This window comes from Nocardia vulneris (genome assembly GCF_001613425.1).
GTDB classification, from domain to species: domain Bacteria; phylum Actinomycetota; class Actinomycetes; order Mycobacteriales; family Mycobacteriaceae; genus Nocardia; species Nocardia vulneris.
Genome location: NZ_BDCI01000001.1, coordinates 26104 through 48122 on the forward strand (window position 1 = coordinate 26104; position 22019 = coordinate 48122).

The 22019-nt window shown below is 66.2% G+C and carries 21 protein-coding genes; 13 read left to right on the forward strand and 8 right to left on the reverse strand.

Going from position 1 to position 22019, the window contains the following annotated elements; all coding sequences use genetic code 11:
- Nucleotides 1-12 precede the first annotated feature (12 nt).
- Together NVU01S_RS00090 and panC are read right to left on the reverse strand one after the other, a co-directional pair.
- Nucleotides 13-1017 (reverse strand): hypothetical protein, encoded by a 1005-nt coding sequence (locus NVU01S_RS00090; protein WP_043675365.1) that lies wholly within the window; start codon nucleotides 1015-1017, stop codon nucleotides 13-15.
- Nucleotides 1018-1041: 24 nt separating this feature from the next.
- Nucleotides 1042-1929 carry a pantoate--beta-alanine ligase gene (panC, locus tag NVU01S_RS00095; protein WP_043675361.1) on the reverse strand — a complete coding sequence of 296 codons (888 nt, stop codon included), beginning with the start codon at nucleotides 1927-1929 and terminating at the stop codon, nucleotides 1042-1044.
- Between the two features lie 288 nt (nucleotides 1930-2217).
- Here panC and NVU01S_RS00100 point away from each other — a divergent pair, with 288 nt between their 5' ends.
- The 11 genes from NVU01S_RS00100 to NVU01S_RS00150 all read left to right on the forward strand — a co-directional run bounded on the left by NVU01S_RS00100 (nucleotide 2218) and on the right by NVU01S_RS00150 (nucleotide 12851).
- Nucleotides 2218-2649 carry a hypothetical protein gene (locus tag NVU01S_RS00100; RefSeq protein WP_146153988.1) on the forward strand — a complete coding sequence of 144 codons (432 nt, stop codon included), beginning with the start codon at nucleotides 2218-2220 and terminating at the stop codon, nucleotides 2647-2649.
- The gene (locus NVU01S_RS00105; RefSeq protein ID WP_156161730.1) at nucleotides 2646-4259 is read left to right on the forward strand and encodes an NAD(P)/FAD-dependent oxidoreductase; all 1614 of its coding nucleotides are present in this window, start codon (nucleotides 2646-2648) and stop codon (nucleotides 4257-4259) included. Before NVU01S_RS00100 ends, NVU01S_RS00105 begins: the two co-directional genes overlap by 4 nt.
- On the forward strand, nucleotides 4246-5517 hold the full coding sequence (locus NVU01S_RS00110) for a tetratricopeptide repeat protein (RefSeq protein WP_043675356.1): 1272 nt from the start codon (nucleotides 4246-4248) through the stop codon (nucleotides 5515-5517). Before NVU01S_RS00105 ends, NVU01S_RS00110 begins: the two co-directional genes overlap by 14 nt.
- An 18-nt stretch (nucleotides 5518-5535) precedes the next feature.
- Nucleotides 5536-6552 (forward strand): TauD/TfdA family dioxygenase, encoded by a 1017-nt coding sequence (locus NVU01S_RS00115; RefSeq protein WP_052280906.1) that lies wholly within the window; start codon nucleotides 5536-5538, stop codon nucleotides 6550-6552.
- 108 nt (nucleotides 6553-6660) lie between these two features.
- Complete coding sequence (locus NVU01S_RS00120) at nucleotides 6661-8220, forward strand: ABC transporter substrate-binding protein (protein WP_043675353.1); 1560 nt, start codon at nucleotides 6661-6663, stop codon at nucleotides 8218-8220.
- A gap of 10 nt (nucleotides 8221-8230) precedes the next feature.
- Complete coding sequence (locus tag NVU01S_RS00125) at nucleotides 8231-9181, forward strand: ABC transporter permease (RefSeq protein ID WP_043675350.1); 951 nt, start codon at nucleotides 8231-8233, stop codon at nucleotides 9179-9181.
- Nucleotides 9178-10074, forward strand: coding sequence for an ABC transporter permease (locus NVU01S_RS00130; protein ID WP_175068852.1), 897 nt, complete (start codon nucleotides 9178-9180; stop codon nucleotides 10072-10074). The genes NVU01S_RS00125 and NVU01S_RS00130 overlap by 4 nt, the downstream gene beginning before the upstream one ends.
- Nucleotides 10071-10892, forward strand: coding sequence for an ABC transporter ATP-binding protein (locus NVU01S_RS00135; protein WP_043675348.1), 822 nt, complete (start codon nucleotides 10071-10073; stop codon nucleotides 10890-10892). The genes NVU01S_RS00130 and NVU01S_RS00135 overlap by 4 nt, the downstream gene beginning before the upstream one ends.
- Nucleotides 10889-11662 carry an ATP-binding cassette domain-containing protein gene (locus NVU01S_RS00140; protein WP_043675345.1) on the forward strand — a complete coding sequence of 258 codons (774 nt, stop codon included), beginning with the start codon at nucleotides 10889-10891 and terminating at the stop codon, nucleotides 11660-11662. The genes NVU01S_RS00135 and NVU01S_RS00140 overlap by 4 nt, the downstream gene beginning before the upstream one ends.
- A gap of 162 nt (nucleotides 11663-11824) precedes the next feature.
- Nucleotides 11825-12250, forward strand: coding sequence for an Hsp20/alpha crystallin family protein (locus NVU01S_RS00145; protein ID WP_043675426.1), 426 nt, complete (start codon nucleotides 11825-11827; stop codon nucleotides 12248-12250).
- A 379-nt stretch (nucleotides 12251-12629) separates the two neighbouring features.
- Nucleotides 12630-12851 carry a hypothetical protein gene (locus tag NVU01S_RS00150; protein ID WP_156161729.1) on the forward strand — a complete coding sequence of 74 codons (222 nt, stop codon included), beginning with the start codon at nucleotides 12630-12632 and terminating at the stop codon, nucleotides 12849-12851.
- Between the two features lie 323 nt (nucleotides 12852-13174).
- On the opposite strand, the gene NVU01S_RS00155 is transcribed toward NVU01S_RS00150, so the two are convergent.
- Nucleotides 13175-13624, reverse strand: coding sequence for a TIGR03618 family F420-dependent PPOX class oxidoreductase (locus tag NVU01S_RS00155; RefSeq protein ID WP_043675339.1), 450 nt, complete (start codon nucleotides 13622-13624; stop codon nucleotides 13175-13177).
- Between the two features lie 111 nt (nucleotides 13625-13735).
- On the opposite strand from NVU01S_RS00155, the gene NVU01S_RS00160 reads away from it, so the two are divergent.
- Nucleotides 13736-14341 carry a cysteine hydrolase family protein gene (locus NVU01S_RS00160; protein ID WP_209444829.1) on the forward strand — a complete coding sequence of 202 codons (606 nt, stop codon included), beginning with the start codon at nucleotides 13736-13738 and terminating at the stop codon, nucleotides 14339-14341.
- A gap of 227 nt (nucleotides 14342-14568) precedes the next feature.
- On the forward strand, nucleotides 14569-16482 hold the full coding sequence (locus NVU01S_RS00165; protein ID WP_043675335.1) for a M61 family metallopeptidase: 1914 nt from the start codon (nucleotides 14569-14571) through the stop codon (nucleotides 16480-16482).
- A 97-nt stretch (nucleotides 16483-16579) separates the two neighbouring features.
- On the opposite strand, the gene NVU01S_RS00170 is transcribed toward NVU01S_RS00165, so the two are convergent.
- From NVU01S_RS00170 to NVU01S_RS00190, 5 genes are read right to left on the reverse strand one after another with little or no spacing between them, the layout of a single operon-like run.
- Entirely contained in the window at nucleotides 16580-17896 is a 1317-nt protein-coding gene (locus NVU01S_RS00170) for a cytochrome P450 (protein ID WP_043675332.1), read from the reverse strand.
- Nucleotides 17896-19092, reverse strand: a complete 1197-nt coding sequence (locus NVU01S_RS00175; RefSeq protein ID WP_043675329.1) for an MFS transporter — start codon at nucleotides 19090-19092, stop codon at nucleotides 17896-17898. The genes NVU01S_RS00170 and NVU01S_RS00175 overlap by 1 nt, the downstream gene beginning before the upstream one ends.
- A gap of 21 nt (nucleotides 19093-19113) precedes the next feature.
- The gene (locus tag NVU01S_RS00180; RefSeq protein WP_043675326.1) at nucleotides 19114-20067 is read right to left on the reverse strand and encodes an NAD(P)-dependent oxidoreductase; all 954 of its coding nucleotides are present in this window, start codon (nucleotides 20065-20067) and stop codon (nucleotides 19114-19116) included.
- Entirely contained in the window at nucleotides 20067-21359 is a 1293-nt protein-coding gene (locus NVU01S_RS00185) for a cytochrome P450 (RefSeq protein ID WP_043675323.1), read from the reverse strand. The genes NVU01S_RS00180 and NVU01S_RS00185 overlap by 1 nt, the downstream gene beginning before the upstream one ends.
- Nucleotides 21340-22017 carry a GNAT family N-acetyltransferase gene (locus NVU01S_RS00190; protein WP_052280905.1) on the reverse strand — a complete coding sequence of 226 codons (678 nt, stop codon included), beginning with the start codon at nucleotides 22015-22017 and terminating at the stop codon, nucleotides 21340-21342. Before NVU01S_RS00190 ends, NVU01S_RS00185 begins: the two co-directional genes overlap by 20 nt.
- Between the last annotated feature and the right edge of the window lie 2 nt (nucleotides 22018-22019).

Genomic DNA, 22019 nt, shown 5'->3' on the forward strand with positions numbered 1-22019 from the left:
ACCCACCTCAGCTCAAGAATTCGTATTCGCTATCACGACGAAGAAGTCATCCGGGGTCGTGGGGAAGCCCATACGCCGCACATCGGCCGGCACCGGTTGGTACTCGAACAATTGCCGCTCGTTGTATGCGAACAACTCCGCCCCCGTCTGTCCGGCAGAGTATATCGAGACACTCTTCGTCCACGCTATATGGCGCGGATCGGTCACCGGGAAAAGTGTGACATTCTTGTACCGGTCTGCGTCGGTGCTCTCGCGATAGGGCGGCCGGATGGCCGAATACCGGTCGGCGGTCCAACCCGCCTCCGAGTAATCCGGCGCACCGGTTTCGATACCGGCGAAAACGGACAACCACGGCGCCCACGAGGTCAATTTCGCACCGGGCGCTTCGGCGGTTTCCGCGCGCTGCTGGAGGCCGCGGCCGAATTCGTCGCCCGCCGGACCCGCGGTGGTCAGTACCTGCGGGCGACCGGCGGCCATCGGGGTAACCGTCACGGTCTCGCGACCGTCGAACGCTACCACGAAAGCATGCTGTGGATCGGCGATCACCAGGTGAAAGGCGAACAATGTGCCGGAATCGCCCAAAGCGGGCACCAGTCGCGTGCGCAGGAGTTCGACCGCGTGCTCCGCGGACGTGGCGGTCGCGCAATCCAGGCTCAGCCCGCCCGGCGCGATCAATTCCGCCGCGGTGGAATTCCCGGCCGTGTCCGACCGAGTGTGCTCATCCCATTCCGGCGTGAAGATGCGGCAATAGACACCGGTGCGCCGATGGAAGGCCAGCCACGAGCCGCCGTCGATATCCAGACCGCTCACCACGTCGGCCAATTCGGGGCTGTCCGCCGCCTGCACGGTCCACGCCTTTTTACGGAGATCCGGATTGTCCTGCCAGTGTGGACCATACGAGAACGGCTGGGCCAGCCCGAGCGCACGGGCGGCTTCGAAACCATGCGGCCGATAAATCGAATGGTCGCGGGATTCGATGGCGACGAAGCGCCCATCGGCGCTGTCCAGGAAAAACATACAGGTGCACATGGTGTTTCCGTTTCACATTTCCCGAAGGTCGGTCAGGGTCAACGAGATGTTGTCGATCAGCCTGGTGCTGCCGACGTGTGCGGCGACCAGCAGCCGGGCCGGGCCCGACGAAGGGGTGGGACCGAGATCGGGATCCCGCAATTCGAGATATTCGACCTCGACACCCGCGGCGGCGTCGAGTACCGCGCGGGCCGCGTCGAGTACCGCGGTGGGGCCCCGGTCGCGCACGCGCGCACCCGCCTGCAACGCCGTGGGCAGCGCCGTGGCCGAAATCCGCTCGGTCGCATCGAGGTAGCGGTTACGTGAGGACAGGGCCAGGCCGTCCGGCTCGCGCACGGTCGCGACGCCGACGATCCGGATGTCGAAGTTCAGGTCGTGCACCATCTGCTGAATCAAAACCAGCTGCTGATAGTCCTTTTCGCCGAAAAAGGCGGCATGCGGCCGGGTGATCTGCAGCAGTTTGGCGACCACGGTGAGCATGCCGCCGAAGAGCACCGGCCTTGTCGCACCGCAGAGTTCGGCGCCGAGCGGGCCTGGCGTGACGGTGGTCCGGGGGCCGGTCGGATACATCCCCGTGAGGGTCGGCGTGAACACCAGCCGCACGCCCGCGGCGCGCAGCCGATCGAGATCGGCCGCCAATGTTCGCGGATAACGGTCGAGATCCTCCGAAGCCCCGAACTGTAATGGGTTGACAAAGATCGAGACAATGCACTCGGCCTCGTTTTTCCGGGCCGCTTCGACCAATGCGAGATGACCGTCGTGTAAGGCGCCCATGGTGGGCACGAACGTGACCTCGCGACCCTGCGCCCGCAGTTCCGCGGAAATGTGCGAGATTGCCGCCGGAGCTTCCTGGACGGTCAATGTTCCCTGTGCATAATTGGTGACATCCGGTGGCTTCAATGATTCTCCCCTCCGGTGCGCTCCGAACGCGCTTTCGGCAGCGGCAACGGGCGTGTTGATAGATCACTTCGACGGTACCGGAACGCGGTCGCCGACGCAGCTGTTGACGTAATCGAGATCCGTTGTAGATCAAGCGTGTTGGTTTCGCGGATCCCTCCGCCGAAACGTTGCCGCCGGTGTGCGCACCGTGATATTGTTCCTTCCGGAACATAAATTATCGACGGCCCTGGGGAGGGTGCCGGCGACCTGGCATTCTCCGCTTGGGAATCAGACGGGTACTCAATGGTCATGCATGCGTCAGAAAACACCGGTAACCCGGTTGACGGGAATCCGGCCGATCCGAGTCCGACCGAAATAGAGTTTTTGCAGTGGCGTGCGCTGAGCGCGGGTGACGGTGCGAAATTCTATGACCACGCCACGGCGGCCGATGCGGTGTTCGCGGTGCCTTCTCCGCATGCTTCGCTGTCCCGGCGGATCATGTTGAACGCGGTCGGTACGGCACCGCCGATCGAGGCCTATCAGATACTCGAGTTCCACGAGCGTTCCCTGGGTCCGGACGCGCATATCGTGTTTTACGAGATGTATCAGAAGCGGGTCGGGCTCGATGGTATCTATGCCGCAATTTCTACGGTGTATATACGTCGCGACAATCGCTGGCTCATGCAATATCATCAGCAGACTCCGTTGCGCAGAGGATCGGCCGAGGGAGTTTCGCGGTGAGTACCGATTATGACGTTCTGATATTGGGTTCCGGCCTTTCCGGAAGCACATTGTCGCTGTGTCTGCAGGCGTCCGGGTTGCGGACCTGCATGGTCGACCCGAAAACGCATCCTCGCTTCGCCATCGGGGAATCGACGATCCCGAACACCTCGAAGCTCTACAAGTTGATGAGCATCAAATACGGTGTGCCGGAACTGGCCGCGCTGTCGTCGTTCGACAACCTCATCGGGTCGGTCGGCACCTGCGGCATGAAGAACAACTTCGGCTTCATCTACCACGAGCCGGGTACCACGGCCCGGCGCGCCCATCAGTTCCCGCTGTCGGAGATCGTGGAAACCGAGTCGCATCTGTTCCGGGCCGATGTCGATCACTGGCTGGCGCTGCGCGCCCGCGACTACGGCGCCGTCCTGCTGGAGGGCGTGGGCGCCAGCCGGCTCGACATCACCGAGGCCGGCGTGCTGTTCGAAGGTGATGAGGGAACCCGGATTTCGGCGGAATACGTGGTCGACGCGGGTGGACGCGGCTCGCCCGTCGCGGCCGCGCTGGGCCTGCGTACCACCGAAGGTCTGCGCACCACCTCGAAGTCCGTGTTCACCCATATGACGGGCGTGACCCCGTTCGACGAGATCACCACCGTGCACGGTCCGCGCGAATGGCACACGGGGACACTGCATCACGTCTTCGACGGCGGCTGGATGTGGGTGATCCCGTTCGACAACAACGAGAAATCGTCCAATCCGCTGTGCAGCGTGGGCGTCGTCTGGCGCATCGACGACGGCGACGAGGCGCCGCTGCCGAACCCGGAGCAGGCCTTCGCCGACTTCCTGGCGACCTACCCGGAGATCGGCAAGCAGTTCGAGCACGCGCAGAACGCGCGCTCGTGGATCAGCGCGGGCCGGCTGCAATACTCGGCCACCCGAACCGTCGGCGATCGCTGGTGTCTCACCTCCAACGCGGCCGGGTTCATCGACCCGCTGTTCTCCCGTGGCATGCAGAACACGGCGGTCGTGGTGGATCGGCTGGCGGAACGGCTGATCGACCGATTCCGGGGCGGTTTCACGCCGGAGACCTTCGACGACATCGAACAAATGCAGTCCAGCCTGATCGAGGAGAACGACTTCCTGGTCGGCAACGCATTCCGCTCGTTCACCGACTATGAACTCTGGAACGCGTGGTTCCGGGTCTGGCAGGTGAATCAGGTGACGGGCACCATGCGCACCGAGAATCGGTTGCGGCACGTCACCGCGCTCGCGGCCGCGCGTGCCGCCGGGAAGGAACCGACGCAGCAGGCCGATGCGGCGCCCGGCACCGGGCTCGATGGCTTCATCGACGCCTTCTATCGGAAGTCGGACCAGATCATGACGGCCTACTGGAGCCGGGAGACCAGCCGCGACACCGCGGTGTCGGAATTCCGAAAGTTGTTCGCGGAGGTCGATTTCGTGCCGCCGTCCTTCGGATTGACCGACATGTCCCAGCCCTACTTCGATATCGACATGGACAAAGTGGCCCGCGCGGTGGCCTGGGCCCGCCGGGCCCGGCCGGGGATTCGTGAGCTGTACCTCGGCGGACTGCCCGCATCGCCAGAGGTAGGTGCAGATGAATCCGATTGATCTGTCCGCATATGACGACCGGGTCTCGGCCGCGGTGTCCGGCTCCCTGAACGGGCTGCTCAGATTCGACCGCTCCATGGTCACGTCGTTGGACGCGCTGGAGCCCGACGACGACGCGCAACCGGTCATCGTGATGCTGCGCGCCTACCTGTATCTGCTGGGCGGGGTCCGGCCACCGGTGGAAGTCGTTGCCGCCCTCAGGAATATCGACCAGGGTGCGATCACCGCGCTGGAATCGGCGCACCTCGACGCGATCCGGCAGTTGCTGCGCGGCGATTTCGGCACGGCCGGTACCACGCTGCTGGAGATATCGCGGCAGTTCCCCGCGGACGAACTGGCGCTGGCCGCCGGGCATCAGGTCGACTTCCTGACCGGTGCCACCGAGACGTTGCTCGCCCGCTTGTCCGCGAGTCCGCTGCTGACCGAGGGCGCGACCGAGGCGTATCCGTACCTGCTGGCAATGCTGGCTTTCGCGCTCGGGGAGAACCATCGATTCGCCGAGGCGCACGCGGCAGGCAGCCGGGCGCTGGAGCTCGCCCCCGACGACAATCCGTGGGCGGTGCACGCGTGCGCGCACGCCCTGTTCGAAACCAGGGACCACGGTGGGGTCGCGGACCTGTTGTCCGCCACCCGATCCCGTTGGAACGCCGAAAGGTGCCTGCTGCGTACGCATCTGAGCTGGCATCACGCGTTGAACTCGATGGCGGGCTCCGACCACGACGCGCTGGTCGGGCTCACCGGTGAGGTCACCGGCGTACTCGGCACCGAATGTTCGGCCATGCAATTCTGCGATGCGGTATCGCTGCTGTGGCGATTGCGGCTGGCAGGCCGGGCCGGACCGGACGATTTCACGGCGGTCGCGGACAAGGCGCCGGACATTCGGGCGGCCTCGAATTCGGCATTCGTCGATCTGCACGTCCTGCTGGCGATCATCGGGGCCGACCGGCACGAACTCGCCGAGCAGTTGGCCAACGAACTCGGGGCGGAGGCAACGGATACCGCCGCGCATCTGATCGGCACCCGGCGCACCGCGGTCGGTGTGGCGGAGAGTTTCCGTTATTACTGCCAGTCGAATCCCGAACAGGCCGTGCGGCGTTTGATTTCCGTGCTGCCCGCGGTGGTGGGCGTCGGCGGCAGCATGGTGCAGCGCGACCTCGCCCTGGAACTGCTGGTCACCTGCGACTACGGTGCCGGCGCGGATCTCACCATGCCCGCGGGCATCGATAAACGTCCACTCGTGACCAATCTCCGTTTGTGACAGGAATGAGCGAACGAAATGACTCACGCAACTCTTCCCCTCTGCACCCAGACGCTCACCGGCCCCGCCGCGTGGCGCAGTAGCGATTACACCGATCCCGACCAGTGGACGACACCACTGACCACCGATGATGTCGGCGAGTTGTTCGCCGCGCTGCAGCACTGCCGACGGACCGGCAAGGATCTCGGTGACATCACCCGCGCAGACTTTCCGCTGGACGGCCTGGCGCGCAAGCTCGCCGCGGTATCGGACACGTTGGTCTCCGGGCGCGGTTTCGCCGTGCTCAGCGGCTTTCCGATCACGGCCGACATTCCGCGCTCCGATATCGAACTCATGTATTGGGGGCTGAGCGCGCACCTGGGGCCCGCGGTGACGCAGAACGCCCGCGGCGACCTCCTGGTGCCGGTCAAGAACTATGGCAACGGCGGTCTGTTGAACGCGGCGACCCGCGGCTACCAGACCAACGAGGCTCTTCCGTTCCACACCGACAGTTCCGATATCGTCGGACTGCTCTGCCTGCACTCCGCCGGCGAGGGCGGCTACAGCAGCCTCACCAGTTCGGTGACCATCCACAACGAACTGCTCCGGGAGCACCGGGAACTGCTCGGCCTGTACTACGCCGGTTTCTATTACGACCGGCGCGACGAAGAGGTCGACGGCGAGCGGCCGTACTACCGCAATTCCGTCTACGCCTGGCACGAAGGCCGGCTCAGCTGCCGGTACTACCTGCGGCAATTCGTCGAATCCGCGCACGATCGATTCGATCTGGACCTGTCCCCGGTGGAGCGGTACGCGCTCGATACCTTCGAGGCGATCGCCGCCCGGCCGGAGAACAAGATCACCATGCGGATTCGGCCCGGCGACATCCAGTTCCTCAACAACAATGTGATCGTGCACGCCCGCACCGCATTCATCGACACCGATCAGATCGCCCGTGAGCTACTTCGGCTCTGGCTCAACCCGTTCGGTGCACCGACGCCGCCGCCCGGACACGCGGCGTTCCGTGAAGGTATGCCACTGAAACAAATTCGCTGATCGGAGATATCGTGTCATCGGTGTCTGGCTCGATCGGCGTCGAAACGAAGTCAGGAGTGCTGAATTGCAGTCTCGGAGAATGACGGTGCGCACCCGCGGGGGCATCCGTTGAGGCGCGGTCGTCCCGTTGCCGTCGTCGCGCTCGCCTTCGCGGTCTGGCTGACCGGCGTGGCCTGCGGCACCGGCGGTGACGTGGTGCCCGGTGGGGACCCGAGCAAGGCCACCCAGGCCGCGACACCCCCGGACGATCAGCTGAACCTCGATGCGACGGCGAACGTTCGGTTCGCGCTGGAGCCGGTCAGCCTGAACACCTTCACCACCGCGGGCGTCGCGCTCGATCAGGCGTTGCTCGACAACGTGTATCAGGGCCTGGTCACGGTGGACGCCGGTGCCCAGGACAAGATCGTGCCCGGCCTGGCGACCTCATGGGAGCAGTCGCCGGACGGGTTGAGCTACACCTTCCACCTGGTGCCGAACGCGAAGTTCCACGACGGCTCGCCGCTGACCTCCGCCGATGTCGTGTGGTCGTTGCAGCAGCAGATCGCCCCGGGCTCCAAGTCGCTGCGCGCGGCCGAGCTCGCGTCCATCGCGTCGGTGTCCGCCGCCGACCCGGCCACCGTGACGATCCAGCTGAAACAGCGCGACACCAACCTGCTGTGGAACCTGACCCAGCGCGGCGGCATCGTCTACAAGACCGGCACCGATTTCGCCGCGCTCGACGGTGCGGAGAACGGTTCCGGTCCGTTCCGGCTGGCGCAGTGGAACCGCGGCTCGACCCTCACCCTGACGCGGTGGGACGACTACTGGGGGCCGAAGCCGAAGGTCGCAAAGGTGGTGTTCCACTACATCATCGACGCCAACACCGCGAACAATGCCGAACTGACCGGGCAGCTCGACGTTCAGACCGCGACCGATCCGACCCTGCTGCAACCGTTCACCGACAGCGACAAGTTCAGCGTGCTGCGCGGGACGAGCACCGACGAGTACACCCTCGCCTTCAACGAAGCCAATCCCATTCTGGCGAATCCGGATGTGCGCCATGCCATCCGGCAAGCACTGGACAAGAAGGCGATCATCAAGGCGGTGGGTGCGGGGATCCAGATCGGTAGCCCCGTGCCGCCGCAGGATCCTTGGTACGAGGACCTCACCGCGCTGGACGAATACAACCCGGAGAACGCGAAGAAGCTGCTCGCCAAGGCCGGATACGGCAACGGGCTGACGCTGTCGGTGGAATATCCGAACCACTACGTCACCGCGCTGAGCGACATCCTGGTCTCCAATCTCAAGGACGTCGGCATCACGCTCAACGTCCGGGTGGTGGAGTTCCAGACCTGGTTGTCGAAGGTGTACAAGAACCACGACTACGAGTTGAGCGTGGTCAATCACGCCGAGGCGCGGGACGTGAACAACTACGCGCGCGCCGACTACTACTTCGGCTACGACAACAAACAGGTCCAGCAGTGGTATCGGGAAGCGCGCACCGCGGACAGTGAGGACGCGCGTAATGCCCTGCTGCGCAAGATGACCCGGCAGATCGCCGAGGACGCGCCGTGTGACTGGTTGTTCCTCGTCGAGCTGAACACGGTGGTGCGCAAGGGGGTTTACGGTGTGCCGCAGCACGAGACCAACAACCGGTTTCCGCTGACGAAGCTGGCGGTCGCCAAGTGACGGAGGTCTTTTGCTCTGGTATGTGATCCAGCGAGTCGGGCTGCTCCTGGTATCCCTGGCGGTGGCGAGCGTGCTCGTCTTCGCGCTGCTGCGCTTGCTGCCCGGCGACGTCGCGGCGACCGTCGCCGGGCTCCAGGCGACACCGGAGCAGATCGCCGCCATCCGCACCGATCTCGGACTGGATCGGTCGCTGCCGGAGCAGTACCTGTCCTGGATCGGTGGGGTGTTCCACGGTGACTTCGGTCATTCCCAGCTCAACGGGACCTCCGTGGGGCCCGAGTTGCAGCAGAAACTGGCGGTCACCGGCCCGCTGATCGTCGGATCCCTGCTGATCGCACTGTGTTTGGCGGTATCGCTGGGCACCTGGGCGGCGATCCGGCATCGCAGCCGGACCGGTGAGGCAGCGAACGCCTTGTCGCAGCTCGGGATCGCGGTGCCAGGCCTGTGGCTGGCGATGCTGCTGATCCTGGTGTTCGCGGTGGAGCTGAAAGTGCTGCCCGCACAGGGATTTCCGGCCGATCGCTGGGCCGAACCGGGCGATGCGGTGCGCAGTCTGATCCTGCCGTGCGTGACCCTCGGGTTGTCCGAGGGCGCGGTGCTGTTCCGGTTCGTGCGCTCGGCGATCCTGGGCGTGCTGTATTCGGAGTACCTGCGCACCGCGCGGGCCAAGGGACTGACCCGCACGCAGGCGTTGGTACGGCATGGGTTTCGCAATGCGGCGCCGCCGGTGGTCTCGATCCTCGGCCTGCAGTTCGCGGTGTTGATCGTGGGTGCGGTGGTGATCGAGCGGGTGTTCACCCTGCCGGGCGTGGGCAGCATGCTGCTCTCCGATGTGGCGAACCGCGATCTGGTGAAGGTGCAGGGCGAGGTGTTGCTGATCGTCAGCGCGGTATTGGTGATCGGTTTCGCGGTCGACATCCTGCACCGGCTCATCGATCCACGGGTGGAGGCGACGCTGTGATCCGAGCCGTCGAGCGGCCGAAGTGGCGGCGCAGGCGCCGTGCGATACAGGTCGTGCTCGCCGCCCTGGTCCGAAAGCCCAGTGGCGCTTTCGGACTGGCCATGGTCGGCACGCTGGTCGTGGCGAGTGTGCTGTCGCTGTGGTGGACGCCCTACGATCCGCAGGCCACCGATCCGGGCCGGGCCTGGCTGCTGCCGCTGCGCGAGGGCCACCTGCTCGGCACCGATCGAGTCGGGCACGACGTGTTCAGCCAGGTGCTGGCCGGCGCGTGGCAGACGCTCGCGGTGGCGCTGGTGGTCGCCGCGATCGCCGGCACACTCGGCCTGCTGCTGGCGATGGCCGCGCAACTGTCGCCACGTCCGGTCGGCTCGGTGGTGGTGCAGCTGATCGACATCATGATCGCGTTCCCGGCGCTGTTGCTCGCGATGGTGCTGGCCGCGGTGTACGGCGGGTCGATGCTGACGGTGGCGGTGGCCATCGGCATCAGCTCGGGCGTCGCGGTCGCGCGGGTGGCGCGTGCCGAAGTGGCGCGCGTGCTGACCAGCGATTTCGTCCTCGCGGCCCGGGCCGCCGGGGCGTCGACGGGCCGGATCGTGGTCAAACACTTGCTGCCCGCCATCGCGCCCACGCTCATCGTGCAGCTGTCCTGGGTGATGGCGCTGGCCGTGCTCGCCGAGGCGGCGCTGACCTACCTGGGTTATGGCAGTTCGCCCTCGGCGCCGTCCTGGGGCGGCATCCTGCGCGCGCAACAGGACTACATCAAGGTGCGGCCGCTGCTGGTGGTGTGGCCGGGCCTGGCGGTGGCGCTGACGGTGCTCGGCTTCAATCTGCTGGGTGACGCGCTGCGCAGCGTCACCGACCCGCGGCTGCGCAAAGGGGTGCCGACTCGATGACACTGCTGAAGGTGACCGGACTGACGGTCGAGATCGGCGACCGGGTGCTGCTCGACGACGTCGACTTCGGGATGGACGCGGGCGGTCGGCTCGGCCTGATCGGTGTGTCCGGATCCGGGAAATCGCTCCTCGCCCTGGCGATCATGGGGTTGCTGCCGGAGGAGGCGCGGGTGCGCGGCAGCATCACGCTCGACGGTATGGAGCTGCTCGGGCGGGGCGACCGTCAGCTGTCGAAGATTCGCGGCAGCCGGATGGCGATGGTGTTCCAGGAACCGCTGTCGGCGTTGAATCCGCTGATGCGCGTCGGCAAGCAGATCGCGGAACCGCTACGGCTGCACCAGAAGCTGAGCCGGCGTGCCGCCGCCGCCGCGACCATCGAGTTGGCGGCCCGCGTCGGCCTGCCGGACCCGGCGCATATCGTGCGCGCGTTCCCGCATCAGCTCTCCGGCGGGCAGCGGCAGCGGGTCGGCATCGCGATGGCGCTCGCCGCGAAGCCCGCGCTGTTGATCGCCGACGAGCCGACGACGGCGCTCGATGTCACCGTGCAGGCCGAAATCTTGGCCCTGCTGGCGGATTTGGTGTCCGAGGAAGGTTCGGCGCTGCTGTTCGTCACGCACGATCTGGCGGTGCTCGCGCAGGTGACGCAGCGGGTGCTGGTGCTGGGGGAGGGGCGCGTGCTGGCGGACGGCGATCTGGCGCAGACCCTGCGCGAGTCGAAGCATCCGTATCTGCGGACGTTACTGGAACTCGCACGGGCGTCGTCGTTCCGGCGCGGTACGGCGAAGGTGAGCAGCGGTTCGGCGGAGGTGGTTTCGTGATCCTGTTGGAGGCCGACGACCTCAGCCGCTCGTTCCGCTTGCCCCGCACCAGGCTGCTCGGCCATGCCCCGCGCCGGGATGCGGTGCGTGCGGTGAGTTTGACGCTGGCGGAGGGCAGCCACCTCGGTATCGTGGGCGAATCCGGTTCCGGGAAGTCGACTTTGCTGCGCCTGCTGTTGGCTCTCGATCGTCCCGATCGCGGTGCGGTTCGCTATCAGGGAAAGCCGGTCCGCGGCCGCGATCTGACCTGGTTTCGCCGGGAAGTCCAAGTGGTGCTGCAAGATCCGCTGAGTTCGCTGGATCCGCGGATGATCGTCGGCGACTCGATCGCCGAACCCCTGGAGTGCCTGCGGATCCCGGGCAACCACGATTATCGCGTAGCGGAACTGCTCGTCGCGGTGGGCCTGGAACCCGATGCGGCAGCACGCTATCCGCACGAGTTCTCCGGCGGGCAGCGTCAGCGCATCGCAATCGCCCGCGCCCTCGCGCCGAACCCGAAGGTGCTCGTCGGCGACGAACCGTTCTCGGCCCTCGACGCCCCCACTCGCGCCCAGATCATCGAACTGCTCCGCGATCTCGTGGAAAAGTTCGGTCTCTCCCTGATCCTGGTCTCCCACGACGTCGGCGTGGTCCAGCAGCTGTGCGATCAACTCCTCGTGCTGAAAGACGGGGAGATCGTCGAACGCGGCGCCGCGGAAACGGTTCTCGCCCACCCCGAGCACCCGTACACCCGGGCGCTCCTGGACGCCGTGCCGATGCTGCCGTTCTGAGTACTCAGCGGAGGGGGTATCGCCTCCTTCCGGTTGCTGAACATTTTCTCTGGACCCCACTTGCACTCTCCTGTGTCGAGTGCTAAATATTATCTATGTCAGATGACAGAGGTTATCTGAGTTCCTACTGATCGAGATTGGAGTGAGTTGGCGGTGGCGACCATGCTGATGCGTACCGATCCCTTCCGTGACCTGGATCGCCTGACGCAGCAGGTCTTCGGTACACCTGCGCGACCGGCGGCCATGCCGATGGACGCCTGGCGGGACGGCGATGAGTTCTTCGTCGAATTCGACCTGCCCGGTATCGACCCGGACTCCCTCGACCTCGACGTCGAACGCAATGTGGTGACCGTGAAAGCCAGCCGCCCGCAACTGGATCAGAGCCGGTCGATGATCGCCGCGGAACGCAGCCGCGGCGTGTTCTCCCGCCAGCTGTTCCTGGGCGAGAACCTCGACACCGACGCGATCCGCGCGGACTACCGCGACGGGGTGCTGCGCTTGACCGTGCCCGTCGCGGAAAAGGCCAAGCCGCGCAAGATCGAGGTCATCCGCAGCGAAACCGCCGACCGTCAGGCCATCAACGCCTGAATCGGGCGCGAGGTGCCGGACGTCGTCCCGGGCCGGCACGCGCGTACGAGCGTGGACTGCCCAACCGTGTTCGCCCGGTTGGCAACTGGTGAAAGCGAGGTGATGCCTGTCAAATATGCAACCACTGGTTTCTCGGTTGGGGGCGCGGCCATGTCGCCCCGGGCCTGCACCGACAGGTGCTCGGCCACCTTGTATGGCAGCAGGCGCTGCGATACCCGGCCCCCACCGAACTGTTGAGCAAGACCATCACGTTTTCGAAATCTCTTCCTCCGACCGGTGGGCCCGCATGGGCACTGCTCTCGGGCCCACCGGTCCTTCGCTCCTCGCCGGCGCCCCGGCGAGACGGTGCGAAACTCTCGGCACGAGAAAGGAGATCGCGATGACCACCTTCGTTCCCGCCGGCGGCGACGTCGACCGCGCCGGACAGCACGCCTTTGCCGATGAGCGCGACCGCGACCTCGGCCTCGACACCGCCGCCGTGCACCCGGTGGCCGAACGCATCCGCGCCGCGTTCGATGCCGCCGACCTCACCGACCGTATCGACCAGAACTGGATCACCCCCGCCCCCTTCGACGATGACTACTACTGCCTCGCCTATTGATCCGCCCGCCGACGGGGCCGAGTCCCGGGCGGGCGACTTGGCTCGACGCCGCTCCACTAGACCGGAAAACGCAATGACCACAACAAGTTCCGCTGCCGTCCGCACACACACCGCGCCGGGCTCGGACACCGCGATGGTGCACCGTCCCGGCTCGTTTCGCCCGTGGTGGGAATCGAGGGCGGTGCCGACGGTGCCCGCCACCCCCGCGGTTCCCCGCTCACCCGATCCCTGTCACCCGCGGGCCCGAAATCCCTTCGTGCGCTTGGATAAACCTGCGCGCATCGCCTATCGCTGACCTATGTCAGGCGTACCCGATAGACGGTTCACGGTGTGGCGGCATTCGTGTAGGTGCGGTGCGGCGTGACGAAAACGAGGGTGCCGCGTTTGTCCTGCATCGCCTGGTCGTAGGCGTCCCAGTCCTGGGTGACGCCTGCCGCGGCGAAAATGTCGCGAATCACCAGGCGTTGTCGCTCGGCGTCGATGCCGGTGTGGGGGTCGTCGGGGCCGACCAGCTGCGCTGTCCCTTCGACGGTGGTCCACTGCCAGCCGGCCCGGATGGTGAGCGTGATGGTCGGATCGGCGCGCAAGTTCGCGAGTTTCACAGTGGCACCGGGGGATACGAATACCACCGTGTCGGCCCCGGTGGCCGGGTGTGGCAGCACCGCCGCGGTGACGACGGTGGCCTGCGGTGTGCCGTCCGCGCGCAGGGTGACGGCCACACACAGCCCGGAATCGACGGGCACCAGGTCGGCGAAGGACTTCAAATCGGTCACAGACGCTCCTTCTCGGGTGGAATCGGCAACGAGCGGCCATTCTGCGGTATCACCCAGGTCTTGCGGCAAGCCCCCGGGTCGGATATAAGTTCAAGTGGGGAGCGGGAGCTTATGCATTCAACCATCGACCTGGACGCGGCTGCCCTTCTGGTGATCGACGTACAGAACGGGTTCGTGAACGAGGGCTCGGCGTCGGCAGTGCCCGTGATCGTCGATTTGGTGGCCGGCTGGTCCGCCGGCGACCGGCCGACCGTCTTCACCCGATACCGGAACTACCCGAACTCGCCCTGGGAGCGACTGCTCGGCTGGCACGCGCTGCAGGGACCACCGGAAACCGACCTCATCGACGAGCTGGCTCCCTACACCGCGCACCCGAAGTCGCACCTGCTCGACAAAACGGTGTACACCGCCCTCACGGCCGAGGGGTCGCAGCTGATCGGCGCACTGGGCGTCACCGACCTGATCATCTGCGGCATCGCCACCGACGCCTGCGTGCTCAAAACCGCCTTGGACGCGTTCGAATGCGGTTACGTCCCGTGGATCGTCCGAGACGCGGTGGCGTCCAACGCAACTCGCCACTCGGCGCAACGGATGCACGATTCCGCCCTGCTCCACCTTGCCCGCCTGATCGGCGAAAACCAACTCGTCACCGCCGCCCACGTGACCCACCTGATCCGGACCACCCCGAACCCGGATGGCCGGTGCAGCGGACGGTAGGTATGACGTAGCCCACACTCGCTCATCACACGCTGTGATACCAACCCTCGTAGTATCGACAATCAGCTCAGCCAGCAAAGGGGCGTTCGCCGAGGCGGACGGCCTGTTCGAAGCTTGATGTGGGAGGAGGGGATGGGGCAGGCGGTCGCACTGTATGTGAAATCGGTAGGTCCCATCCTTGGCCGACGAACACCCATCCGCCGAGGATTGTTTGTGTGACTCGGGGAGTGTCGTTGTCGAAGGTTCGTATTCTCGGCGCTGTCGGCGTCGTCGTTGTTCTTATTCTGGCCGGCTCGCTGTACTTCGGCTTGCGCGACAAGTCCGATGACGCGCCGGCGAAGCAGAAAGCAATTTCGGTCGCGGTCGATGTGACCAATCTGCCGCAGCGCGTGATCCAGGTGAAACAGACGATCCCCGTGCAGTCGGGCGAAGTGGAATTGCTGTTTCCGCAGTGGCTGCCCGGTAACCACTCGCCGTCCGGCCCGATCGACAAGATCGGCGGCATCACCTTCACCAACGCCGGGAACAAGCTGGAGTGGAAGCGTGATCCGAAGAACGTGTATGCGTTCAAGGTCGCGGTGCCCGACGGCGTGGACTCGATCGACGCCAGGTTCCAGTACCTGACCCCCACCGACTCCTCGCAGGGGCGCGTGGTGATGACCCCGAATATGCTGAATCTGCAGTGGAATGCGGTGGTCCTCTATCCGGCCGGCCCGCCCGCCAGCGAAATCCCCTTCACCGCGAGTGTCACCTACCCGCCGGGATTCGAAGCCGGAACCGCGCTCGATGTCGCCGGCAAGGACGGCGACACCGTGAACTACAAGACTGTTCCGTTGGACATCCTCGTCGATTCGCCCGTGTACGCGGGGCGCTATCACAAGGAGTTCGACCTGGCTCCCGGCGCGAAACCCCCGGTGCGGCTGCAAGTATTCGCCGACGCGCCGGAGCAGCTCGAAGCCAAGCCCGAGCACATCGAGCTGCACAAGGCGCTCGTGCAACAGGCCGTGAAACTGTACGGCTCGCAACATTACGACCACTACGACTTCCTGCTGTCGTTGTCGGATCAGCTCAGCTCCAACGGCTTGGAACACCAGCGTTCCAGCGAAAACGGTCAACCGACGGACTATTTCACCGGGTGGAATCCGGCGGTCGGCAGCGCCGATCTGCTCGGGCACGAGTACACCCATTCCTGGAACGGCAAATTCCGGCGTCCGGCCGACCTGTGGACACCCAACTACAACGTCCCGATGCAAGACAGTTTGCTGTGGGTCTACGAGGGACAGACGCAGTATTGGGGCAACGTGCTCACCGGCCGAGCCGGTTTGCGGCCCGTGGAAGTCTCGCGTGACGCGTTGGCCTCGGTAGTCGCCGCGTACACCGACAACCGGCCAGGACTCTCCTGGCGCAATGTGCAGGACACCACCAACGATCCGATCATCGCGCAGCGGCGTACGAAGCCTTATCGGTCATGGCAGCTCAGTGAGGATTACTACCAGGGCGGGCAACTGGTATGGCTGGGCGTGGACGCGCGGATCCGCGAACTGTCCGGGAACACGAAGTCGCTCGATGATTTCGCGCGCGCGTTCTTCGGTGTCGACGAAAGCAAGTGGGAGTCCCAGAACACCTACGATTTCGACGACGTCGTCTCGACGCTGAATGGCGTGGTCGCCGACGATTGGTCGAAATACCTGCGCGATCGTCTCGACGGGAAGGAACCGTTCGCCTCGAGCGTCGAGAAGACGGGCTGGAAGTTGGTCTACGACAACAATCCGGGCGCCCTCCTCACGGCGCAGATGAAAACGGCTGAAGGGGCCGTCAACTACACCTACTCGATCGGTCTGAACGTGTCCGGCGCGGGCAAGGTCACCGATGTGCGCTGGGACGGACCCGCGTTCAAGGCGAAAGTCGGCACCGGGATGACGGTGGTTTCGGTCAACGACGCCCCCTATTCCCAAGCCACGATGGAAGCCGCGATCGAGGCGGCCAAGACGAACCCGGCCCCGATCCGCCTGCAGGTGAAGGACTTCGACCAAACCCGCACCATCGAACTGAACTACCACGACGGCCTCCGCTTCCCCCACCTGCAACGCATCGAAGGCACCCCCGACTACCTCACCCAAATCCTCGCCGCCCGCAACTGACGCGGCAGCGACCTGCCGCGCACCTGTTGGTGTCCCGCGCGCGTGTCATTCGGCTGACACGCGCGCGGGACGCTGAAAGGGGCGCGGGAGGCGGCTGCTAGCGGTCGGGGAGGGCGGTTACTACCAGGCGGGCGCCGCGGGCGGGGACGTTGGTGATGTTGCGGACGCGGCCGGGTTCTGGGGGGCCGGGGAGGGTCAGTTGGTAGCGGGTGAGGACGGCGCGGAGCACTACCGCGCCTTCCATCAGGGCGAAACCTGCGCCGAGGCAGCGGCGTACGCCGCCGCCGAACGGCAGCCAGGTCTGCGGGGTGACGTCGCCGTCGAGGAAGCGCTCCGGTCGGAAGTGGTGTGGCTCAGGGTGATTGGCGGGGTTCTGGTGGGCCAGGACGATCGAGGTCGACACCCTGGTGCCGCGCGGCAGGGCGATACCGCCGATGGTGAGGTCGCGGGTGAGCTGGCGTTGTACCCGGCCGATCACCATGCGGTGGCGCAGCGCCTCTTTCATCACCGCTTCGAGGTATTTGTCGTCGCCGTCGCGGCTCGCCTGACGCGCCCGGTCCTGCACCGCGGGCGCGGCGGCCAATTCGTGGCAGGCCCAGGACAGTGCGGACGCGGTGGTCTCGTGGCCGGCGAGCAGCAGCGTGACGAGCTGGTCGCGCAGTTCCGCGTCGCTGAGCGGCGCGGTGGCGGGATCGTCCCCGGAACCCACCGCGAGCAGCCTCGACAGCACATCGGCGTACTGGTCGATGTCGGGTTGGGTTCTGCGGCGGGCGATCTCGGCGTAGAGCAGGTCATCGATCGCGGTGAGCGTCTCGGCGAAGCGGCGCCACGGCCCGAAACGCCGCAGCCACGGCCATTTCCAGCCGAGCAGCACGACGGGGCTGATCGCGGTGACGCGGCGCAGCTGCGGTGTCAGCTCGGCGCGGCGGCGCTCGTCGGCGACGCCGAAGACCACCTGGGTGATCACGTCCAGCGTCAGGTCTTCCATGCGCGCGAGGAGGTGCTCGGTACTTCCGGCGGTCCACCGTTCCACCTGGGTTTTGGTGATGTCCTCGACCAGGGCGCGATAGCCGTTGAGGGCCGCACCGCTGAAGGCGGGCATCAGCAACCGGCGGGCGCGGGCGTGTTCGCGGCCGTCGGTCAGCAGCACGGAATGCTCGCCCATGATCATCGCGAGCTCCCGATATGCCTCGCCCGCATGCAGATCCGCCGGTGCGGCGGCGAAGATCTCCTTGATATGGTCGGCCCGGGAGAACACCACGATCCGGTCCGGATAGGGCGGCAGCAGCCGCACGGTGAAGACATCGCCGAAGCGGCGCGCCTGCGCGCCGAGGAATTGGGCGTGCCGCTTGGTGTGCAACACCGTCTGGACTAGTCGAGGTAGTCGGGGTGCCGGTGGGTATGCGCCGGTCATCAGGTGGTCCTTTCCGCCGAGTCGGGCTGAGGCCGCCCCGCCGCGCCCGCGCGCCGCGCGTAACCCTCGATGACGACGAAGGCGACCGCGCTGAGCGCCGCGGCGGCGATCGGCAGGGCGAAGGGACTGAACAACGAGAGGGTGACGCCGCCGGCGATGCTGCCGAGGGTGACGCCCAGGTAGGTCGACGACGAGTTGAGCGCCAGCACCTGGGTCGCCGAATCGGGCGCGGAATCGAGCAGCATGGTCTGCATGGCCGGCGCGTTCCAGTAGAGCGACAGCGACCACACCAGCGTCAGCAGCACGAGCACCGGCAGCGGGATGGGGGCGAACGCGGTGAGCACGGAGAACACGACCATGGTGCCGAGGAACAATCCGAAGCCGATCCGCAGCGCGGCCGAGGGCCCCTTCTTGTCCACGTAGATGCCGCCCGCGACCGAACCGAGCAGCCCCGCGACACCGGCCACCGCGAACAGCAGACCGCGTTGGCGCAGCGACGAATTCGAGAAGTCGGCGGCGAACGGACCGAAATAGGTGAACATCATCAGTGCGCCGCCGAGCAGGATGGTGTTGGCCAGTAGTACGGTGACCACCGGACGACTGGACAGCGCCTGCAGATGCGTTCGCGCCGAAGCCAATTCGCCGGGCTTGTCGAGCTGCGCGCGGACCCCGAACAGCAGCGCCGTCGACAGCACGCTCAACCCGGCGAACACGACGAAATTGCCGCGCCAGCCGAACACGCTGGCACACAACGTGCCGAAGGGCACGCCGACCGCCAGCGCGCCGACGATGCCGGTGGACACGATGCCGATGTAGGAGCTGCGCTTCTCCGGCGGCGCGAGCATGGGTGCGAGGGCGAACATCGCGGGCAGGCAGGCGGCGGCCGCACCCGCGGCGAGCACCCGCAGCAGCATCAGTTGCCAGAACGAATCGACCAGGGCGGCCAGCAGATTCGCGATGACGAATACGGCCGCGGCGGCGACGAAGACGCCGAAACGGCTGCGTCGGGCCGAGGCGAACGCGATCAGCGGCGCACCGATCACCAGCACCAGCGAATAGATCGAAACGAGCTGTCCCGCCGCGGATTCCGAGATGCCGAGGTCGACGGCCAGCTCGGGTAGCACGCCGGCGATCATGTAGTCGTCGGTGTAGAAGACGAATACGGCGAAGGTGATCGCTATCAACCAGAACGGCATCGGGCCTCCAATGGCGGGTGGTCAGGGGATGAGAAAGTCCGTGGCGATCGTGTCCGGGTCCAGGCGCAGCGACCGTTCGCCCATTGTCGATCGATCGCGGGTTCCCGTGGCGAAGATCGCCGACCAGTCCCGGTGATACAGCGGATCACCGTCCCAGGGCCGCCAGGCGATATGCGGTGTGAGCGTGACGCGGCCCTGGTCGATCCACGGCCGCAACAGCTCGGTGCGCTCCTCGGATTCGACGTCGCTGGTGAGCCGTCCGGTGCCGGCCGCCAGCCAGCGCAGCAGCGCGCCTGCGTCGACGGGCGCGGAGCGGGCGGGATTGATCAGATGCCCGTCGTGGCGCAGCAGGCCGAACAGGGTGTCGCCGATGTAGTCGACCAGTTCGGGAAGTCCGGGCAGCGCAACGATCATCAGGTGCGCGAAGCGGCCCGGCAACCGGTCGAGCGGCACGGCCGCGCCGGTCTCGAGCGGATGCGCGGCACCGGATCGCGGACGGATCACCGTCACCGCGGCGCCGAGTCCGGCCAAAGTCTGCGCGACGGTGCGCCCGAATGCGCCGTATCCCACCACGAGCGCCGCGCGCCGGTGGAACGGCTTGGGCATGTCTTCGAAAACAGTGGTGGCACAGTGCAATACCTGCTGGGTGACCACATATTCCGTCAGGGCGGGTGCATACGCTCTGGCGCTGCGCGTCACGAGGTTGTCGCGCGCGAGCGCCGGAACGTGCGGGTAGGTGGGCGCGGAGGAGACCAGGTGTACCCAGCAATCCTTTGTCGCGGCGGCGGTTTCGGCCAGCTCCGCGGCGGTGAGGTCGTGGGCCGCGAGCGCGACCATGGTGCGGGAGAGCGGAGTTCCGGGCGGCACCGCTTCGACGCGCACCTGCGCATCGCGCAGCGGGCCCGCGATCGTGGCGGGATCGGTCGACGCGCCCAGACAGTAGAGCGTCGACCGATCCACCGTGACGGGCCGCATCAGCGTCCGGCGGTCAACGCCAGTGGAACGCGGATATGGCCGTGCAGTACCACAGAATCGCGCCATTGACGGCCCGGCAGCAGCCGGGCCTCGGGGTAGGCGGAGAGGAAGCTGCCGACCGCCACCTGTCCCTGCACCTTCGCCAAGGACGCACCGAGACAACGATGTACGCCGGTGGAGAAGCTCATGCTGGTGCGCGCCGCCACATTGGCGACGTCGAGCCGGCCCGGGTTCGGGTAGGCGCGAGTGTCGTAATTGACTGCGCCGACCCAGATCAACGCGCCGGTGCCGGGTGCGACGACCCGGTCTCCGACCTTGGTTTCGACCCGCGCGGTGCGATGCGTCAGCTGGATGGGGGAGTCGTAGCGCAACAGCTCCTCGAACCAGGGGTCGGTCAAACGGCCGTCGTCGAGCACCTCGCCGCCGAGGCCGTGTTCGAGCACGGTGACGATGGAATTGGCGATGAAGCTGACCGTGGTCTCGAACCCCGCCGCGAACACGAAACCGACGAGGGTCAACAACTCCGGGAAAGTCAGCTCGCCGGCGAGGTGCATGTGCACGCAGTCCTTGAGGAACCCGTCGCGGAGCTGGTCGGGGTCGGTGCGGCAATCGAGCACGAAGTCGGTGAACTTGCGGGCCACCGTCATCCCGCGCCGGTAATCCGGATAGGTGATCCCGACATCGAGCAGTTTGGCCCCGTGCCCGCCCAGCGCGTCGAGCATGTCCGCGCCCAGGTCCGGGATGCCCAGGAAATCCGAGATCACCCGGATCGGGATCTTGCGGGCGAAATCCGCGACCAGGTCGATCTCTTCGCGGCCTTCGAGTTCGGCGAGCACAGCTGCGGTGTGACCGGTGATCACGTCGATGGATGCCGTCACGGCGCGATGGGTGAACATCGGGAACACCAGTTTGCGCAACCGGGTGTGCTCGGGCGGGTCCATGAAGACGAGGGCGGGAGCGTCGAGCGCGATCGGCACGGAACGCCGGGTCAGCCAGCGATAGAGCCACGCCGCGGGCGGTATCGCCACCGGCTGGTCGGCGGACCAGTCGTTGCTGCGCAGGATCTCCTCGCTCTCTTCGTATCCGGTGACCACCAGGCCCGCGGCGCTGTCGTGCACGCCGGCGTCCGCGCCGATCTCGGTGAGGATCGCCCGATACGGATCGCCCTTCTCCGGCGGGCGCAGGAAGAGCCGGCCCACGTCGTTGCCGTCACCGAGCATCGAATCGGGCAGCAACCGCAGTGGGCCGTGCAGCAGGAACCAGCGAATCGGATCAGTGACCACCGAGCTCACGGAGGACAACGTCGACACCCCCTTGTCGTTGCATTGCGGCATAAAAGTTTTCGCGTTCGAAGCGGAACAGCGCGGCTTGCTTGTGCGGCAGGTCCACCTCGCCGAGTTCGTGGCCGTCCACCACGGTGCAGACGCTGCGGTCCAGTGCACGCACGAGTTGGTTGGCGGCGGACGGGTCGGAGATCACCCCGGTGCACTCCGGATAGGTGTCGAAGACACCGGCGATGAGCGCGACCCAGAACGGCAGCGCGTACCCGAAATAGTCCGGCTCGCCGATGCATCCGTGCATACCCATATCGAGGTCCGGGGTGTCGTAATAGTCGGCGACCACGTCCAGCGCCGCCCGGTAGAGCTCGACGTAGCCGCCGCGCTGTCCGTGCTGTCCGACGAGGAACGGCCGAGTCTTGTTGTCGGAGAACTGGAATTCGATCTCGGCCTGCCAGCCGTCCCGATCCCAGTCCTTGTGCATGGCGAACTGCACGTGCGGGCGGGCCATCCACTCGACCACCTGATCGATCTCCGCGGCGGTGTCCGGCGTGACCGGGGTCAGCTCCCACGGCGGCGGCAGCGTCGGTACCTTCCACTCCTGGAAGGCGAAGTCGGTCAGCGGTTTCCCGCGCCGCCGGGACCGATCTATGGGTTGTCGCCTGCTTGGCACTG

Bases quoted from the DNA above. Each gene is read 5' to 3' on its own strand.
- NVU01S_RS00180 (WP_043675326.1), bottom strand. From the start codon at position 20,067: ATGCGGCCCGTCACGGTGGATCGGTCGACGCTCTACTGTCTGGGCGCG.
- NVU01S_RS00135 (WP_043675348.1), top strand. From the start codon at position 10,071: ATGACACTGCTGAAGGTGACCGGACTGACGGTCGAGATCGGCGACCGG.
- NVU01S_RS00100 (WP_146153988.1), top strand. From the start codon at position 2,218: ATGCATGCGTCAGAAAACACCGGTAACCCGGTTGACGGGAATCCGGCC.
- NVU01S_RS00115 (WP_052280906.1), top strand. From the start codon at position 5,536: ATGACTCACGCAACTCTTCCCCTCTGCACCCAGACGCTCACCGGCCCC.
- NVU01S_RS00110 (WP_043675356.1), top strand. From the start codon at position 4,246: ATGAATCCGATTGATCTGTCCGCATATGACGACCGGGTCTCGGCCGCG.
- NVU01S_RS00170 (WP_043675332.1), bottom strand. From the start codon at position 17,896: ATGACCGGCGCATACCCACCGGCACCCCGACTACCTCGACTAGTCCAG.
- NVU01S_RS00175 (WP_043675329.1), bottom strand. From the start codon at position 19,092: ATGCCGTTCTGGTTGATAGCGATCACCTTCGCCGTATTCGTCTTCTAC.
- NVU01S_RS00150 (WP_156161729.1), top strand. From the start codon at position 12,630: ATGACCACCTTCGTTCCCGCCGGCGGCGACGTCGACCGCGCCGGACAG.
- NVU01S_RS00090 (WP_043675365.1), bottom strand. From the start codon at position 1,017: ATGTTTTTCCTGGACAGCGCCGATGGGCGCTTCGTCGCCATCGAATCC.
- NVU01S_RS00160 (WP_209444829.1), top strand. From the start codon at position 13,736: ATGCATTCAACCATCGACCTGGACGCGGCTGCCCTTCTGGTGATCGAC.
- NVU01S_RS00145 (WP_043675426.1), top strand. From the start codon at position 11,825: ATGCTGATGCGTACCGATCCCTTCCGTGACCTGGATCGCCTGACGCAG.